This window comes from Alteromonas sp. BMJM2 (assembly GCF_027257845.1).
In the GTDB taxonomy this organism is placed as follows: domain Bacteria; phylum Pseudomonadota; class Gammaproteobacteria; order Enterobacterales; family Alteromonadaceae; genus Alteromonas.
The window spans coordinates 94,278-112,383 of the sequence record NZ_JAPVOT010000015.1 but is presented as its reverse complement, the minus strand read 5'-3'; the positions used below and the strand labels follow the sequence as shown (position 1 = coordinate 112,383).

Sequence of the window (18,106 nt, the reverse complement as noted above, 5' to 3'; positions counted from 1 at the left end):
TTGCCTAACATCAACCATGACAGACGAAGTAAACGAGTTCTAAAAAGGCAACGGTATTGATCTTGAAATAGCGGTCAAAGGGCTATCTTTTTTCATTGACAGCCCGGAGGCTCATATGTGTTAGGTGCCTATACTTGAATTGTTAACCAATATGCATAGAGCAATGGTGAACCAATAACAATAACCAGTAGGATTGCCCCAACATAAAATAAATTTGCGGTTAACTGAACTCTATCAAAATCATATTGAGGCTCAAAGTCATCACCTAGTTTGTCTTTTAATTCTTGTTCTGTTTCAAGTTCAGCCTTATGTATTTCATCAATAAAATTTTTACGGCTAAACGATTTTTGGTATGCCCAGCCAGACCACCCGAAAGTAAATAAGAAGCAAAGAGAGCTAACAACTACTTTGCTCTCCGATTCAACCACATTGTATGCGAGCAAAAATATTAATATGCAACAAGAAGCATTTAAAACTTCTCCAAATGGTTGGTAAATTGCCTTAAGTCGATTCTGTTCAAATAAATTAAATAACGTTCCAAGCACGATGAGTAGAACGTAAAAATATACCCAAGTTGGCAAACTAACTCCTTGGCACCTAACACCCGCATAACGGGCAAAAATACGTAGGCTATAATACTGAGCGAAGCGAAGGGAGCCTACGTATTTTTGTCCCTAGCGAGCGTAGCGAGTGTTAATGCGTTTGTTAGCTTCCTTGTTATTCGAAGAACATACTTGCTGCTTTAGTTGCTGCATCTTCAGAATAATAAATAAGTTTTAAGACTTCGCTGTGTTCTAGTTTCGAAACGTCGTTAAAATTTTGATAAACAGAGCTATGGTGGTCATTTGTAATAAATGTACTACCGACATATTTTCCAGAATTAGCGTCAAATACTAGCGCTACATAAATAGGGACAAAACTCCTGACGTCGCTCATTTGAGTCTTGAACCATGCGCCACTGCAAGCTTCGCCTTTATAAAAGTTTTCGTAGTCTCTCGCGACAAGGAGAAAGTCTAAGTCATACTTAGCTTGAATTTCTCTAAGCTTATTTAATCCCTGTGGCATCAATTTGGCACTAGCGTCCCAGGATGAGTAACTTAAATAATTGCTCCAATCAATACTAGAGTCTATTTGAACAGGAGTGTTAAAAGTGTTTTTAATTCCTTTAACATAGCCTTTTGTGACTAAGGTATTGACATTTTCAGTAATAGGGTAAATTTCTTCAGTGTTTTGGAATACTGTCTTGCCAAGGTGGGTGTGGCATAGTTTTAAAGTTTCATTTAGCTTGTAGTCAACACCGATTCGACTATTTTTGAAAGAAACTGGTTCAGATGTGCTTGAACATCCGACTAATAAAAGACATAGACTTAAAAAAAATACAAGTTTCAATTTAAAACCTCTGGGAAGCTAACTTTAAGCTAAGGGGCGCTAGCGCGTGGGCTAAAATCCGAACGAAGTGAGTCAGCCCGCGTGTTAGCGTCCCAGCGACCGAAGGGAGTGAACTTGAGCGCTTTGTTAGAAGCAGAGCCTGTTCCCTTGGCCTTTTTAAAAACTAATAAAGTCAGCATACGATTGATTATTAACACAAACAAGTAAAACGACAGCGAGGTGATGTTTTTGATTTGACTGAAGCAAGCCGCCCTTTGAACTACCAGACGCATTGGCGCTTACTAGCGGTAAATAAGAACTTGGCGATAAAGCGCCTAATGCGCAACCTTTGAAGGTAATGCGGCGGATTTAAACCTACCACAAGCCAAAGCGATGCTGATGAAAACAGGCGAAGGTAGTTACCTTACTTTTTTAACTAGGCCAAACGCAGTTTAGGCTGACGCCTTCTAACTTTAAGCTAAGGGGCGCTAGCGCGTGGGCTAAAATCCGAACGAAGTGAGTCAGCCCGCGTGTTAGCGTCCCAGCGACCGAAGGGAGTGAACTTGAGCGCTTTGTTAGAAGCAGAGCCTGTTCCTTTGGCCTTATTAAAAACTAATGAAGCCAGCATACGATTGATTATTAACACAAACAAGTAAAACGACAGCGCAGTGATGTTTTTGATTTGACAGAAGTAAGCCGCCATTTGAACTGCCAAACGCATTGGCGCTTACTAGCGGTAAATAAGAACTTGGCGATAAAGCGCCTAATGCGCAACCTATGAAGTTGAAGCGGCGAAGTTAAAACCACCAAAAGCCAGAGCGATTTTCGAAACAGCAGGTGAGGGCGGTTGAACTGTTATTTGTATTAAGCGAAACGCAGTTTAGGCTGACGCCTTCTAACAACTTATTATGAAGACTTCATTGAAATAACGGTTTAATGCCACTTTTCAAACGCCTCATAGTTAATTCTTTTCAATAGCTTACCCTGTTTCTAATGATTATTTCTAGGAAATTAAGTGTTTTTACTATGCATGCATAGTAACGCCGCATACTTATTTTATATTTATTTATATAAAACATATATCTAGCGATGATGGTACGTTCAAGGTCTGTTATTACTATGCACGCATAGTAATAACACTGTCTTTTCTGTCTTGTAGTTCATGACTAATCTGCTCTGTAGGTCGGCTGGCTCTCCGTAAAATGCGATTGACTGGATATTTTCAGTCATCCCACTTAATAACAAAGGAAGCATAAATGGCCAACTCACCGTTTTTAGAAAGCATTCGTCATGTAATGAGAACGAAACACTACTCAATACAAACGGAGAAAACCTACCTATTATGGATAAAACGATTCATTTTATTTAATCAAAAACGTCACCCTAAAGACTTAGGCGAGCAAGAGGTAACACAATTCCTGACTCACCTCGCAGTAAACAGAAAAGTCACATCATCCACACAGAACTTAGCGCTGTGTGCAATTGTTTTTATGTACAAACATATCTTCGAACGGGAATTGACGCTCCTGCCAGATGCAATTAGGGCAAGAGCACCTACTCGAGTTCCTACCGTACTCTCGCACAAAGAAGCGTTATCGATTATTGGACTCATGAAGCCCAAATATAAACTGATGTTTTCAGTGCTATATGGGAGCGGTTTACGAAAAGCAGAATTGCTTAAACTGCGTATTAAAGATATCGATTTTGATGCTAAGAACATATTTGTATTTCGGGGGAAAGGCGGTAAAGACCGAACTACTATGTTACCCAACAAGTTGCTTCATCCATTACAAACACAAGTAGAAAAAGTACATGCAATTCATACCAAGGATATTGCTGAGGGAAGTGGGATGACGAGTTTGCCGCCCAGTTTAGCGAGAAAGTACCCACATGCCATTAAAGAGTTTAAGTGGCAATACTTATTCCCCTCAACGACTCGTTGCGAGCATCCTTATGACGGATATTTCTGTCGGCATCATCTTCATAGCACCGCATTAGCGCGGGAGTTAAAGGTAGCAGTTAAAAGCTCTGGCGTGGCAAAGCATGTCACCGCACATACATTTAGACACTCCTTTGATACTCAGCTGCTGATGGCAGGAGCAGATATTCGCACTGTTCAGGAATTACTAGGACATAACGATTTAAGAACAACGCAAATATACACACATGTGATTGGTCAGCATTCGTCAGGCGTAATCAGTCCATTTGATATCGATTAAATCACGCGGACAAGGGTCCGCTTTCCAGCAGCTTAAACCCATTAAACACTGAAAACGAATGTTACTTACGTAGCAAAAAAGGGATGCTTTTTAAGCTCTATTGCTAATGTCGGCTTTAGGTCGTTTGCTGCCACTTATCTAAACATCATCCAGTGTCTACCAGTGAGACAGACCGGAAGCTAAAATACGAAGACCTTAACGTCTGCTCCTTGTCTCAAGCGGACTACTATAGCCAATCCGAAAATCGTCCGATTAACGCTCGAAAGAGAACTCACCCACCACTTGGTGTGGAGTAATTATTTCGAAAAAGCGTTGACCGCGTTTTTACGCTGCTCACCGTTCGGAATATAGGCTATTCATACTTTTTCTTTTTTTCATGCCGATACGCATTACGTATGTGCCGCTTGGACATAATGTTGCTCGTATGCTTTCCCCAGTAGTAACCGTCAACTCATCCACCACTGCTTGTTCTGTTTTGAGGAACGTTTGTACTGACCTTATAAGTCAGTTACCGAGATGTTGCCTTGCAGCAATTTAGCCAATAATGCCTGCCACTCAGAAGTGTCCCAGTTGGTACGCATTCCCATTGAGATAGCTTTCTCTAATAGCTCAACCGACTTCTTAAAGTCTCGCTCTTTGCGAAGTCTGTAAGATATCGAAAGCAAGTATTGGTATTCGGGGTTGAGATTTTGCGCGCTGGCGATAGTATCTAAATACTGTATTGCACCAGGCACATCAATTAACGATTCATCATCAGCGGTAAGCTTTATTTTTGCTACATGCAAAGCTGCAGCGTCATCCCCCTTCTCCGCGGCAGAAGCAAACCAGAAAAGTGCTTTTTTCTCGTCGTTAATAACCCAAGGGCTTGCAAGTAAAAGTTTGCCCAGTCGGTACTCTGCTCTTGAGAGTCCATACTTGCTAGCCTGCACTATCCATTTGACTGCTTCTGGTATGTCCTTTTGGTGCATATACAGCTGAAAACCGTATTCGTACATGGCCCCTGGGTGTCCTTTTTCAGCAAGCTGTTTGAGCAAAATTTCCGCTTCGTTGTCTTCACTTTCCATCCAAGGGAAGATAATCATCGCCATTGCGTATTGATACAATGATTCTAGTGTTGGATTATCTTTGGCCGCTCGCAGAACACGGCGAGTTTCTCGATACAATCGTGGCAAGTTTTTGTTTAAATAAAACTGGTCATCGATTGCCGCCCCCATGTAGGCGCGATGTACAAATTCTGTAGACTTGTTATCTATTTCAGGTTGTCCCAATGGAAATAGCTTATATGCATCAAGAAAACGTCTAGTGTTCCCAGATTTTTGAATTTCGCGCACGTACCTAACCGAACCGTCACTTGCAACATCGTTCTCTACGACTAAAAAGCCCGGGTTATTAACCACTATCGCGACATCTAATGACTCCCCGCCACCTTCATCATCAAAACCGCTAACAGAACTTTGGAGCTCGTCACCGAAATTCTGAAACTCACTGAGTTCTTCGAAGTAAATTTTTTGCTCAAGCAAGTTCTTATCGCCAAAAGTAACTTCTTGGTTAATTGTATTTAGATTAACCTCGGGTAAACGCTGTTGCTGAAACTTTTTGTGAGTAGTTCGTTGCTCCTCTATCGCTTTAGTGAGAAGCGAAAGATCCCGTTCATTTAATGACGAGCGCAATTTTTCAATTATGCTTTGCGCATTATGGTAGCGCTGCTCTGCTGCCATCGATAAATAGATCATAGAGGAAACTGCACTAGACTCAACCCCAAGCCCTTTTAAGTACATCACACCAAGTTGATACTGCGCATGCGTACTACCTAACTTCGCACCTTCCTCATAAAGAGGTAGAGCAACTGTGTAATTTCCTTTCTTAAACTCTGTGTTAGCCATTAGCACATTCACAGCATAACTATTGAAGCTCAAAACCCCCGCTATTAATGCGGTAGAACACTTTTTTAAGTAGAACATATAGATTCTCTGTTACTACAACATTCGCGGCTCTACTCAGTTCAGGGTAATGCCATCAAACATTTAATTTAGCTATTGATTTACTCAGTAACACCCAAGTCGATAACTTGTAAATGCAGCGGGAGCGCGTTACCTGTTCCTTTCTCCATCAAATAGTAATACGCTTTGCCGTTTTCGATATGAATGGTGCCGTGGTCAAATTTAACCCCTGAGGTTTGCTGATAAATGACTTCAAAATCGTTAGAACCTCCCTTTGCTTTTTCAACAAACGGATAACCATTTTTGAGCCCGATTATGAAAATACTATCACCCGACGTGTAAATAGAATCGGCCCCGGTAAAGTCAGTTGTAATCGTAAAGTCTGCTGCATTGGCCGGTTTAAAGGCGTGTATCGATACTTCCTTGTAGTCACTTCGCTTAGTATCCGTAGAACGAACATGAGTTATGAAATGAATATCGTCGTTTTCAGTAACCGTCCAGTCGAAGCCCGTTACAATGTGTACAGAATTAGGTGCTGTATGATCGATGTAATCACCAGGCTCAAATATTTTTATTTCATCAGAGTTAACCAAAGGCCAGGTCATGTCTTCGCCATCTACATTTTTCCAATTCCCTAAACCATCAGGATGATCAGAGTAGGCATAATAAACACCATTTTGATATTTAAAACGGTCATCATTATTTGCGCTACGCTGTTGAAACCCTACGCGCAACTTACCGTTTATATACTTCATTTGGCCATACAGTCCCCAATTGTATGCGTTGCCGTGAGTCTTTTGATCCTTGTGATTAAACGGCGTAAAGCGGGTCCATTTCTGGTTTTTTGCATCATATTTATTGAAGTAATAAGCGCCGTTGTTATTGCCACCCCAGCGCATATAGTGAAGCAGTTCCCCATCTTTACTCGTGTAAAATTTAGGATAGGTTAGCGCAGAAAAATTTTCTTTGTCTTGTAAATTACCGGTCATGGTCAAGTGTTTGTAATCATCTGCGCCCTGACTCAACTCGCTAGTATCTTTAACAAATTGCTCCAGTGTAAATTCATCGTCAGGCACATCTGCTGCACCAGCCACAGAAAAGGAATAGCGGAAGAAATCGTCGATAAACCTTCCTTTAAATCTGCCTGTTTCATCATCATCAACATAGGCGTGCATATCGTAAACCATATGAATGGTTCCGTTTAACGGGCTCACTGCTAAACCAATGGTGTTGTGCGATTCACCAACCAGCGGATCGCCTCTAAATCCGGTATGCCTATGAGGAAATTGAATCGTTTTAACAATACCAGTCTTTGTGTTGAACCGCGTTAGCATAACGTTTCGCTCTTCTTTGCCCCCTTTGTACCACGTCATAAAAACAAAGTGTTTGTAAGGTTTAACAGCGTCACCGTGGGCTGAGATATTCCTGCCAAAAAAATAGTCATACGCTTGGCTTTTTGAAGGGTTTTCAAAAGTGTTGTGATTGAGTTTCTTGCCATCAAAATGGAGTGCGCCGTCAGTAATTTTTGTCTGGCTTTCCAGCATTACTCCGCTTGTATTGCTCATGGTCGAGGTTAACGACACGCTATCATTTGCTGTACAGGCTGTTAGCACTGATAGCGCAATTGCTGTTTTCAGTGTCGTACTTAGTCGGCTTACCATTTCACGCATGCTTAGATTTATTTTCATCGGTTTTTCTCGCTATACACTTACAAGCAGTGTACATTTAATTAAAACCATTTTCACTCAATATTAACCAAATACAATCATTTTGAGGTGATTGAAAGCTGTACCCGTTTTGGTACGCAGCATTACTGGTTAATACATTAGCTATACCAAATAAGGGGCAGAGTTTGTTTTCACATTCAGCGCAAGACTTACGTGCGTCATTGGTCTCCATCAAACAAAATCTTGTATCCCTGTCTCTTGTTTACTCACTTCTGTTCAGTATTAGTGCCAGTGCTTCCGTTAGCTTGGATACTGAGACATTAGTGACTGACAAAGCCATATTTTTTAACGGTAACCAGGTAAAAGGCTCGTATTCTAAAAATAACCCGGAGGGCTACGATTACATTTTTGGCGATGCGTTGTCTCCCCATGGTGACTGCATAAAAGTTTATAAACACTTCGTTTTTATGACATGGTATCAGGGAGGTAAGGACAACCGGCATGTTATGCTTTCGCGCCTAAATACGAAAACGGGAGTACTTAAAACCATTCAGTTTCCCCACCGGCACACCGGCTTCAGAGGCAAATGGTGGCTAGGCGAGACACACAATACCATTGCGGTGGGCATAAGCCCTGCTGACGATACTATACACTTGCTATATGACATGCATCGCAATGGAAGAGTGGAAGCATTTTCTAGTGATTACTTACGTTACTCATTTTCTATAGAAGGTGCAGCGTCCGCTCCCGACGAAGATTTTGCGCTTCCACTATTCGTTAATTCTCCTGCAGGCCACTATAAGCACCTAGAATTTTCTGGTATTGAAGATGTCGATACAACAAAGCTGCTTACCTACCCTGCATTCTTCACTGGGGATAATGGCGACTTATTTATGAAAATGCGCTATGGCTTTTCAGCGAATGGAAAAATGCTTTTTGCCCGCTACGATGGCAAAAAGTGGCAGGGCTATAATGACTTCAATCGGGTTCTAGCGTCAGAGCATGGTAGTGAATACAACTGGGGCTTGTACGGCGACTTCAAATATACAGGCGGTAAGTTTCGCATAGCCTTTCAGCGACGTTCTAAAAATACCTCAGATAAATATCTTTACCAAAACGGTATTTACTACGCTTATTCTGACGATCCACAAGGCGTCTTGAACTGGAAGAACGCGCAAGATGCACCAATTGAAATTCCTCTCGCTATTTCTGAGCAAATCCAAATTGAAGAGCCTGGAGACTGGGCTAAAACACAGAAAAAGAACCAAGTGTCCATTGTTCATGGATTTGACTTCACGGTAACAAACAGCGGCGATGAGCACTTTGTAAGTAAAGTAGAAGACCTTGAGTTTAATGAACAGATCAACCTTCACACATTTCGTAAGGCTGGCCAGAAAGATTTCACTACAGTTCGGATACCGTTTGGCGGGCAACTCTTTAGCAATGGCGATGATGTCTATCTTACCGGCTTGAAAAATGGGCGGGTTGTAATTGCAAAAGCTAAAGGCAAGGCAGAAAACTTCACTACGATTTACGAACACAGTGAAGGACCACACTTCGATAAGGCCGTGGTCTTTTTTAAAGATAGCAAGGCTTACTATTATCTTAAAAAAGCCGAAGGCTCTGGCGACAAGCGCAGTCTATTTCTACAGATATTTTCGTTGAAATAGTGAAATCCTAACTCGCCTGAGAGCATGCTAGAGCGTTTTATGAGAGCTTTATGAGTGCTGTAGATGGCAGGCCTTTTTCTGAAGTATAACACTATTATTTACTCTACCAGCATCGCACATATGGCAATCGCCCATTCAATTGTGCGGTGCCATTGTAAAACTAACAGAAACGACACGAGGTTTTTAAATGAAACAATCACTGTTCAGAGCACTGCTATTTACATCGCTGCTTTCGCTTTTTGTAAATAATGAAGTGCTAGCACAAGACATCAAGCATGGCCTACGTGACGACGCAGGACGACACATGATCCCACGCGGCTTTGTCGTAAACACCAATGATGCGGGTGGAGAAGTTAACTTCACGCAAGAAGACTATGTACGCATGGTAAGAATGGGCGCCAACGTACAAGTTGTCAGGCTGGAATTAGGTAAATTGAGTACTTTTGGGAACTCGACCTTTCAGCCAGAATATCTGGCACGTCTAAGAAATGCAGTTCGCCTTGGTCGCGAAGCTGGCATTAAAACTATGTTTAAACTGACGGTGTATGGCGCCAAAGGTTTTTCTTGGCCCGACTTATACTTTGACAGAAATAATACGCAAGAAACTTATATTAATGCATGGCGACATATATGGGATGCGTTTAAGGACAACGATGCAGTTATCGGCTATGACTTAGTAAACGAACCACGTAAAAAAGAACTAACACAATCTTATGATGAACTAACCAGCGACTATTTAATCCCTTTATATGAAAAAATTATTGATGCCGCACTGCCTTACAGCGATGAGAAATTGTTTTTAATTCAAACTATTTTTATGAACAAAGGTGAGGCAATCAACAAAAATCAGTACGCGGAAATTAAGAAAAGAGTGAATCGCAAAAACATTGTTTTTGCACCACACATATACCAAGAATATATCGACTACATCGCACCTACTATGGAAAGGTTTGATAAAGAAGCTGACTTACTTCAAGCGCCAATCTTAGTTGGAGAGTGGGGGTTTCCAACGTTACTTACCACCGACAACTCAGTAGAAGAACAACTGCATTATATTGAATTTTATATTCGCACCGCAGAAATTTTTGACCAAATGGGTATTGGTTCAATCAAAGCGTGGTTTCTAGGCAACCGTAGCTATCAGAATTTTTTGCCAGGCGGAGAATCGACATGGGCGATTTTCTCTGATAAACATGCTGATGGTACAGTAGAGCGAAAATATATTACCGATATTATCGCCCGCCCCTATCCGCAGTATATTGCTGGCGACATTAAAAACTTTATGTTTCATTTCGCAACACGCACATTAGATCTTAATATCAAAACCGATAACAGCAAAGGGGCTTCAAGAATATTCGTGGGCGCAGATCGGCACTACCCTGATGGATTCTCAATTCACGTAGGCGACGACATAATTCTTACGCACAGTCCTATGAGAACCGGCTTTCGCGTGCATTCATCTAAAGCCAATACTAAGCCTAGCGATTTTATCTGGGATGCTGATAGGCAACAATTTGTTGTATTAGCATGGCCTAAAGACGAGGCAATAATAAATGTTAGGATAGAGCCAGGGATTTACAGAGAGCCAGATCCGGCTGCTAAAAATTGAGAAAACACTTAATGATTTATCTCGGTATTACTGACTTTCAATAACAGTGCCTATTTCAAAGTCATAAACGTAAATGGGGCTTGGCTCACCGATCGAATCTGGTGCATGTTGCCATATAACACTTGCGATACCTTGCTTTAATAAGCTGAGATCCCACGTGATGTAGCCACCTTCGATTTTACCTAACTCACTGTCTACATTGGGCATGTCGATTTTATGCCATGTTGTAAAATCGTCGGCTCTATCAGAATAGTAGATATCAGCGCTCTCTCGCCCTGCAAACGCAACTAACCTGTCGTCTAGAAACTTTAACGTTACGTTTGATGCCGTAAAACTAGAGACTCGCTTTTGCCAAGTGCCTGAGGTGCCGCGAACATAATGATGTACATGGGCCGGACCACCAGCTTCAATATTGTGGCTAAGTAAAAGGTGATAGTCACCTGTTTTAGTATCGATAACAGAGTTATGCGAAACGTTAGAAGGTCTAAGCGTCGTGGGTACGTGAACAGCCTCTAATCCAGGTGTTGCAATAGACAAGACTTCGCCTTTTCGCGTATCAGCGACGAGAGTTCCAGCATTGTTATACCAAGTAAGCCCTTCGTTATCGCTATAGGTATAGTAGATACCATGATTACAATCTAAGCCGTTGGTTTTACCAGGATTACAATTGACTGGGCGCTCTCTAAAGACCCAACTAATGTGCATGCGACCATTTGAGTCAAATTTTGGTCCACCGCCGGCTAGATAAGGCCCTCTCGTTGAAGGTTCTTTGTTGCCGTTTACATTTTGAATATAAACACCTTCACTTGAAGATATGTTTCGAATAAATTCCCAATCGTTTTGCTCTGCATCATACAGTGCGAGCTGCATTTCACCTTTTGCTGCACCACCTTCTCGGTAGTACATCAGTACATTTCCACTCTCTAACGAATAAAATTTTGGATAGGTAACACGACCTACCGCATCATCAGGAAAACCGAGGTTACGCTCGAATTTAAAAACATCGTCGTTCCAATCTACAGTTTCTGGATGGTTTGCAACTCCTACAGCTGTGCGCGCATAATTAATTCGATCTAAATTATGATGGTCGAACGAAATATGAATAACGCCATCGCCCTTTGAAATCTCGATAGCTTGACGGTTGTGTGCATCATCGGACGTCAATCGGTAAACAGGTAAAGTAGAGTATTGCCAGTCATGTCCCGTAACTTTTCGACGCGCGACGACCACCTCGGCGAAAAGATCCCCATAGCCTCCTCTATCTTTTGCCGTGTAATAAATAACATATTGGTAGCCATTATAGGTAACGGCTTGCGCTCCCATAACGCCGGAAAAGTGAGGTTTCCCATTTATTGCGCGATCTGAACCATCAGAGGTGTGAGACTTGCCGACTAAAAGACTACTGCTAAGTAGTTTTGGCTTTTGGCTCAATGATATCGACATAGAATTATGCGTTTTGCTTCGAGGTAGTAACGTTGTGTTCTCATCTGCTGCGGACTGACAGCCGCAAAGATATACCATCATCATTAGTAGCAAGAGCTTATTTGTCATGTTTCGACTATCCATATATTAATTATCAATTCAAAATGTGTAATTTTTCTACCCACGTATAACACGAGTTAACATGCCGACGAGCGTTCTCTTTTCTCTAATCGTCATAAGGTGACCTAACTGACTTGCTCTCGGAAATTACCGGTGTAAATTTGCTTATGAGGGGGTCGCTTAACATTCGCATTTTTGTATTAAGCGTTGTGTCTAATCTAAGTAATTCAGCCAATTGAATGTCTGAGAGTGTGCCTTCCAATAGATTACTTGTTTCATGGGGGTCGCGTTCTAAATCGTAGAATTCATCACGGCCTGTATTTTTGAAGTCCCTTACGAGTTTGTGTTTGCCGTCGCTGTACATCCTCATTCCAGTAATGGATTGGTGCAAAGTCGAATACGCAGCGAAGTAGTCTGTGCTTGTCAGCACATTTTTGTCTTTAAGCGCATCGATGACACTTTGGCCTCTGATGGTGGTTTCTTCAGGAAGGTCTAATCCTGCGATATCCATGATAGTTGGGTAGAAGTCTAAGTTAGATACAGTAGACAGGTTTTGCGCCCCCGCAGGGACCTTGTCAGGCCACCTGACAATCAACGGCACCTTAAGAACGGAATCATAAAGATTGGGACGCTGGCCTTTAGGTATGGTAGGGGTTCCTTCAGGGGGGGTGTTTAGCAACCAAAATCCATTCCCTTTATGCCAGATGCCGTTTTGCCCGATGGCATAACCATGATCAGAAGTAAAAATAACTACGGTATTATCAGCAAGACCTAAAGTGTCTAGGTGTGCCATCAACCTACCTACATTTCGGTCAATACCTTTAACTGATGCCAAGTAACTGCGTAATAACTTCTTTGCTCGGTGCTTATTGAGATCTGGATAGTCAGGGTGTAACAGTGCTACATCTTCAGCAATGGCACTACGATCGCTCTCAGACACGGGCTCAAATGGATAATGCGGTGCCCTGTAATGCAATGACAAAAGAAACTTTTTGTTTTTATTTCTTTGTAAAAAATCAATGGCGTGGTCAGTCAGTACGTCAACCGTTAAGCCTGTTTCACTCTTCTTTTTTCCATTCACGGTAAGATGAGGGTCAATAGGCGTAGTCCCTCCTCCTAGAAAACCAATAAACTCGTTATAGCCGAAATTATTGGGATGGTATTCAGGCTTTTTACCAAGGTGCCACTTACCGATAAGACCATTATAGTAGCCATTGTCCTGCAGTTGCTTCGGCCAAGAGTCAAATTCAGAAGACAGGCCTAAGTCTAACTGATGGCCAGTAAGTGTTTTGCTTTTAAGATGATCATTAATCCAATCGTCTATACCTAACTCGAAACCATATCGAGAGGTGAGTAGCCCTGCTCTGGATGGGCTGCATACGGGTGTAGTGGTGTATGCATTAGGAAAGGACATGCCTTGCTCTGCTAATCGGTTGAGGTTGGGTGTTACAGCGTTTGGATTTTTACCCTCAATGGCCCAAGGAGCTTGATCGTCGGTGTAAATAAAAACAATGTTTGGCGACAAGTTTTCACCATTCAACGTAGGCTTCTTAGCTAAATTCATTTCAGCCGTAGCGTGGTTACCTAAAATAAGTACCAATAAACCTAATGCCATACGTCGTAATGGGTAACTCAACATTTTTTCCTAACCTTGTTATAGAAGACTAGCTTTAACGATTCACTGTGAGTGAAAAGCGGTAAACTTTTAGCTCTTTATAAAAACTAGGCCGTTCTCAATGTCGAACAAACATCTCGACATACTTCAACCTGCTTTAAAAATGCAATTGGTAAAACGAGTCTGAGAAAAATTTCACGATGACCGATTTTGACCATCTAATCATACGAACACCTGCAAAACAAATATTTAACAATTAGAAACATAATAATGGCTGTGTGGAAACCGACTACAAAATAGCATCAGGTCATTGATTTTATAGTGGATATTAAATATTCTCATTCATTATTATTACCGGCTGCGCTATCTAGAAAAATGACTGCTACAGACTATTTGTGAGTATATTTGATTGATAATGTAAACTGGTTCAATGTAGAATCCAGCTAATGATTATCAGTAACTCAATAGTTCGCTGGCATGAAATCGTATAGTGCCAATACATAAAAGGATGGTCCATGAACGCATACTTAAGCGCAATTAATCAGTTTATAGGAAAAACCATGGTCCTATTTGCCATCGTTTTTTTGCCACAAGCGTCATTATATGCAAAGGAAATGAGGTCTGATTTGCCAACGAAGACGCACGTTATGGCGCAAATGGAAAAAGTAGCGAATTGGCAGGTCGCACGCACACAGCATATGACCCATGTTGGTCGCGCAAGGAAAGGCTCAGAAACTTACGGAAGATGGATCCAAGGAGCGTTTTATAAAGGGCTAACGAAACTGGCAGAGCGCTCTAGCAACCCGTTTTATGAAACATGGATTGGTTATGAGGGTAAAGCTCACAACTGGAAAATGGGCAAAGTTAAATACTTTGCTGATGACCATGTCATAGGACAGACCAATCTTTGGTATTACCGAAGACATAAGAATGAACAAGCGCTAGCGTCGGTGAAAGAAACCTTTGACTGGTTAATTGACCAAGCCCCAGACAACAGTCTCGAATTTGTAGCGGGTAGGAATGAAGATAACGTACACAACTGCCAATGGCGATGGTGCTGGGCTGATGCATTGTTTATGGCCCCTCCGGTGCTCTTCGAGCTTTCTGCTATTACGGGCGATCCAAAATATGCTGACTACGCTCATAAAGAGTTTCAAGCAACCATCGATTATTTGCAGGATCCTAAAACCAAATTACTTTTCCGAGATTCTCGTTATTTTGAGAAAAAAGGCAAATTCGGTGAGCAAGTTTTTTGGTCTAGAGGAATGGGGTGGGTATATGCAGGCGTTGTACATGTTTTGGAAAATCTTCCTCACAACCATCAATATCGTTCTTACTATGAGTCTCTCTACCAAGAGCTCACATCAGTAATAGTGAAACTGCAAAAACAAGATGGTGCGTGGCCAATGTCATTGCTGGCTGGAGAAAAGTACGTTGAACCAGAAACAAGTGGAACCGCCTTTTTTACTTATGGCCTAGCTTGGGGCATCAACAATCAATTGCTCGACGAAACCACATATCTGCCTTCCGTGATAAAAGGATGGCAAGTGTTATCAGCAGCAGTTCACCCAGACGGCAGATTTGGCTGGGTTCAAGGCGTAAACGAAAAACCTGATGTGGTAAACAAAGATGATTCCCAGTTGTTCGGGGTAGGCGCATATCTGCTCGCAGGAAGTGCTGTATATGACTTGTTAGAGAAAAATTAATCTACTTTTTAACTAGTGAAAGGAATAAAAATGACAAAAAGTATAAAAAATTCACTTCGCATATTTGCCACGTGTAGCACAATTTTATGGGCGGGCCATGGACTTGCTGCAGACTGCAGCAGCACCCCAGCAAACCCGAATGGAAAAGCTTCTAAACTTCAAGACGCTCTGCAGCAGGCTACCAATACGGGAAGGCCAATCAGGCTATCTGGCACCTATTATATCGGTACAGATAAAAATGCGAACGACGGTAAAACCATTTTGAAGGGCGTTAATATTACGCTTCGTAAGAATTTAATTGTTGACGCTACTGGTGCAAGGTTTATTGCAAAAGCTGATCTAGATGGGGACCTATTTAGTTTTGACACTAAAAATAACGACAACGTGTGCAACAACCGCAACCAAAAAGCAAATTTTGAATGGACTGGCGGCGAGTTCGATATGTCTCGCGCTAAGGTCTCAACCGTTGTCCCCATCACTCGGTTAACGCCAAATGGAAGGGAAGGACTGGATAAAACTGCCGATGCTCTCTCTATTAGGGGTGTCGTAAATAGTACGAATTATCACAAGCTGAACGAGCTTTTAATTGAACGAATCACGTTTATAGGAACCAGAGGCAACAGCGATCCTTTCTATGAAGCAGGTGGCGATAGCGGCATTTTGATGACAGGAGCCCTAAAGGCAACTATCAGATATAACAGCTTCTACGGTGTTCGCGATGCCGCTGTTTATTTATCTGCAGGAGGCGATAAAGGACAGTTTGGTGACTATTTTACAATTCATGATAATTATGTGGAACGCGCGTTTGATGGCTTCACGTCGAAACGAGGTGCTGACAATATAGTAATGCGAAACAATATTCTTAAAGATGTGGTTGTTGGGCTAAGCACTAAAAGTGTTTATCAAGGCTGGCAAGCAACAAACGTAAAAATTCTAGACAACACAATTGACAATGCAATGCGTGCTATCAGCCTTGAAACAACAAACAATGTGAAAGTTGAAGATAACGAGATAAACGCACTGGGTGACATTGTTGCTGACCAGAGTTCGGCTACCAAGGCTAACTTCAACGCTTATAGCGATGCATTTGAGGGAATTTCGCTAAACGGCGTTAAAGGAAACAACACTATAAAAAATAATAAAATCAGAGGCGTTAACGCTGGTTCTCGAGAAAAACTCACTACTACGTGGGGTATCGTACACCGCAGCTATGAAGGACGTAATACTGAAAATATCATCAAGTCTAATAATACATTTTCTAATCTAGACAAATGGAGCAAGTATCTGTAGTTGTTCGATACCGCACCGAACAAGTAGCTTCTTCAAGCTTTAATTCGGTGCTATGTCCGTTCTCTTCCTATTTCATAATGAGCTTACATACTTGCACTGCTAGCAGTCTGTTTCTAACACTGTCCCGTGCTAAAAAGTACGGGACAGTGATTGACCCACAGAACGCTATATTGCTTTACAGCGATTCAATGCTTGCAAATAGTAGTAATCGCCATAATTCAATGACGCATTCAATTCATCATTTGCTGGGAAGTTACCCGTAGCCTGCTTCAACAGGAAGTAACCATTTTCTCCTTTTTCAGCAAGATATGCTGGTGACGATAGTGTTCGTAACATTTTCATAGCAGCATTGTAGTAACGCTCAGATTCAGGCCCTTCAACAAACGTAGATAGCTCCAGTAAGGCACTTGCAGCTAATGATGCCGCTGAAGAATCTCTGTATAATGTCGTACCCTCATGTTTTGGGGCGTCATAATCAAAATACGGGACTAGATCATCGGGCATGTTAGGGTGATTTAAAATGTAATTGGCAATACCTTGCGCATGATTTAGAAACTTCTCTTCCTTAGTAAATCGGTATGACATGGTGTAACCATACAGCCCCCACCCTTGCCCACGAGACCAAGAAGAATCATCTGCAATACCTTGGAAAGTTTGTTTCCAATTGGGCTTACCCGTTTCTCTACTATAATTCACCAAATGAAATGAGCTAAAATCGTCACGGAAGTGATGCTCCATAGTGACGCTTGCATGACTGACGGCGGCATCGCGATATACAGGGTCACCGGTTATTTCTGATGCGCGGTACAACAATTCCAAATTCATCATATTATCAATGATAACTGGAAATTCCCACGTGCCCCAACTCCAAGAATAGGTGACTCCGATTTTTGGGTTATAACGTTCCATCAACGTTTTCGCCGCGTTTACAATAACCGTCTCATACTCTTTATTATCAGTTAAGCGAAGACCATTTCCAAAGCTATCATAGATGATAAAACCAATATCATGGGTTTTACGATTGAATTGGTTTTTTTCGAGGGCCTCTGTCCATTTAGTTGCCGACTCCAACCAGCTTTGGTCTTGATTATGCTCATACAAATTCCAAAAACTACCGGCAACAAACCCTGTAGTCCAGCCCAACATCGGCTCTAACCTTGGCTTTCCTTGACTGAACGACCTAGGCACATTTTTGGGATCTGTATAGGCTTGCCGAAACCCATCGTACTGCATAGTTGCGTGGTCTAACGCAGCGCTACAAAACTCAGTGTTATTCTTTGGCCAATCAATCTTTTTAGAATAGCTGATTGTATTGGGTACTTTTTCTTTTACTGCCGGTGCACTCGCCTGCTTCTCGGTTGCGCTGCAAGCAGAAAGAGTACAAGCGGCTAAAATTGCGGCTATAGTCTGCTGGTTTTTGGTCATCTGATACTTACCGTGTTAATTAGTTTAGCTGTATAGATTAAACAATAAACCCGCC

General features: G+C 41.9%; 13 protein-coding genes. 5 read left to right on the top strand and 8 right to left on the bottom strand.

Annotated features, from left to right (window positions below; translation table 11 throughout):
- Positions 1-128: 128 nt before the first annotated feature.
- The 3 genes from O9X84_RS15030 to O9X84_RS15020 all read right to left on the bottom strand — a co-directional run bounded on the left by O9X84_RS15030 (position 129) and on the right by O9X84_RS15020 (position 2,089).
- On the bottom strand, positions 129-581 hold the full coding sequence (locus O9X84_RS15030) for a hypothetical protein (RefSeq protein WP_269520520.1): 453 nt from the start codon (positions 579-581) through the stop codon (positions 129-131).
- Between the two features lie 136 nt (positions 582-717).
- Positions 718-1,389 carry a hypothetical protein gene (locus O9X84_RS15025; RefSeq protein ID WP_269520519.1) on the bottom strand — a complete coding sequence of 224 codons (672 nt, stop codon included), beginning with the start codon at positions 1,387-1,389 and terminating at the stop codon, positions 718-720.
- 457 nt (positions 1,390-1,846) lie between these two features.
- Positions 1,847-2,089, bottom strand: coding sequence for a hypothetical protein (locus O9X84_RS15020; RefSeq protein ID WP_269520518.1), 243 nt, complete (start codon positions 2,087-2,089; stop codon positions 1,847-1,849).
- 535 nt (positions 2,090-2,624) lie between these two features.
- Between O9X84_RS15020 and O9X84_RS15015 the strand changes: the two genes are divergently transcribed.
- Positions 2,625-3,587: an integron integrase gene (locus tag O9X84_RS15015; RefSeq protein WP_269520517.1), complete on the top strand. Its 963-nt coding sequence runs from the start codon at positions 2,625-2,627 to the stop codon at positions 3,585-3,587.
- Between the two features lie 497 nt (positions 3,588-4,084).
- Here O9X84_RS15015 and O9X84_RS15010 read toward each other — a convergent pair whose 3' ends face one another.
- Together O9X84_RS15010 and O9X84_RS15005 are read right to left on the bottom strand one after the other, a co-directional pair.
- Positions 4,085-5,470: a tetratricopeptide repeat protein gene (locus tag O9X84_RS15010; RefSeq protein ID WP_269520516.1), complete on the bottom strand. Its 1,386-nt coding sequence runs from the start codon at positions 5,468-5,470 to the stop codon at positions 4,085-4,087.
- A gap of 158 nt (positions 5,471-5,628) precedes the next feature.
- Positions 5,629-7,092, bottom strand: coding sequence for a BNR-4 repeat-containing protein (locus O9X84_RS15005; RefSeq protein ID WP_332108335.1), 1,464 nt, complete (start codon positions 7,090-7,092; stop codon positions 5,629-5,631).
- Positions 7,093-7,379: 287 nt separating this feature from the next.
- Here O9X84_RS15005 and O9X84_RS15000 point away from each other — a divergent pair, with 287 nt between their 5' ends.
- Together O9X84_RS15000 and O9X84_RS14995 are read left to right on the top strand one after the other, a co-directional pair.
- Entirely contained in the window at positions 7,380-8,864 is a 1,485-nt protein-coding gene (locus O9X84_RS15000; RefSeq protein WP_269520514.1) for a BNR-4 repeat-containing protein, read from the top strand.
- 187 nt (positions 8,865-9,051) lie between these two features.
- Positions 9,052-10,473, top strand: coding sequence for a cellulase family glycosylhydrolase (locus tag O9X84_RS14995; RefSeq protein WP_269520513.1), 1,422 nt, complete (start codon positions 9,052-9,054; stop codon positions 10,471-10,473).
- A gap of 27 nt (positions 10,474-10,500) precedes the next feature.
- Here the strand turns inward: O9X84_RS14995 and O9X84_RS14990 are convergent, their stop codons facing one another.
- Both O9X84_RS14990 and O9X84_RS14985 read right to left on the bottom strand, forming a co-directional pair.
- Positions 10,501-12,024, bottom strand: a complete 1,524-nt coding sequence (locus O9X84_RS14990) for a BNR-4 repeat-containing protein (RefSeq protein WP_269520512.1) — start codon at positions 12,022-12,024, stop codon at positions 10,501-10,503.
- Positions 12,025-12,121: 97 nt separating this feature from the next.
- Positions 12,122-13,654 carry a sulfatase-like hydrolase/transferase gene (locus tag O9X84_RS14985; RefSeq protein ID WP_269520511.1) on the bottom strand — a complete coding sequence of 511 codons (1,533 nt, stop codon included), beginning with the start codon at positions 13,652-13,654 and terminating at the stop codon, positions 12,122-12,124.
- 491 nt (positions 13,655-14,145) lie between these two features.
- Between O9X84_RS14985 and O9X84_RS14980 the strand changes: the two genes are divergently transcribed.
- Together O9X84_RS14980 and O9X84_RS14975 are read left to right on the top strand one after the other, a co-directional pair.
- Positions 14,146-15,336 carry a glycoside hydrolase family 88/105 protein gene (locus tag O9X84_RS14980; RefSeq protein ID WP_269520510.1) on the top strand — a complete coding sequence of 397 codons (1,191 nt, stop codon included), beginning with the start codon at positions 14,146-14,148 and terminating at the stop codon, positions 15,334-15,336.
- A 30-nt stretch (positions 15,337-15,366) separates the two neighbouring features.
- Complete coding sequence (locus O9X84_RS14975; RefSeq protein WP_269520509.1) at positions 15,367-16,626, top strand: right-handed parallel beta-helix repeat-containing protein; 1,260 nt, start codon at positions 15,367-15,369, stop codon at positions 16,624-16,626.
- A gap of 165 nt (positions 16,627-16,791) precedes the next feature.
- Here O9X84_RS14975 and O9X84_RS14970 read toward each other — a convergent pair whose 3' ends face one another.
- Positions 16,792-18,051, bottom strand: coding sequence for a glycoside hydrolase family 88 protein (locus O9X84_RS14970; protein ID WP_269520508.1), 1,260 nt, complete (start codon positions 18,049-18,051; stop codon positions 16,792-16,794).
- Positions 18,052-18,106: the final 55 nt, after the last annotated feature.

Coding starts and splice junctions, on each gene's coding strand:
- O9X84_RS15020 (WP_269520518.1), bottom strand. CDS start 2,089: ATGCGTTTGGCAGTTCAAATGGCGGCTTACTTCTGTCAAATCAAAAAC.
- O9X84_RS15015 (WP_269520517.1), top strand. CDS start 2,625: ATGGCCAACTCACCGTTTTTAGAAAGCATTCGTCATGTAATGAGAACG.
- O9X84_RS15010 (WP_269520516.1), bottom strand. CDS start 5,470: ATGGCTAACACAGAGTTTAAGAAAGGAAATTACACAGTTGCTCTACCT.
- O9X84_RS15005 (WP_332108335.1), bottom strand. CDS start 7,092: ATGAGCAATACAAGCGGAGTAATGCTGGAAAGCCAGACAAAAATTACT.
- O9X84_RS14995 (WP_269520513.1), top strand. CDS start 9,052: ATGAAACAATCACTGTTCAGAGCACTGCTATTTACATCGCTGCTTTCG.
- O9X84_RS14990 (WP_269520512.1), bottom strand. CDS start 12,024: ATGACAAATAAGCTCTTGCTACTAATGATGATGGTATATCTTTGCGGC.
- O9X84_RS14985 (WP_269520511.1), bottom strand. CDS start 13,654: ATGTTGAGTTACCCATTACGACGTATGGCATTAGGTTTATTGGTACTT.
- O9X84_RS14980 (WP_269520510.1), top strand. CDS start 14,146: ATGAACGCATACTTAAGCGCAATTAATCAGTTTATAGGAAAAACCATG.
- O9X84_RS14975 (WP_269520509.1), top strand. CDS start 15,367: ATGACAAAAAGTATAAAAAATTCACTTCGCATATTTGCCACGTGTAGC.
- O9X84_RS14970 (WP_269520508.1), bottom strand. CDS start 18,051: ATGACCAAAAACCAGCAGACTATAGCCGCAATTTTAGCCGCTTGTACT.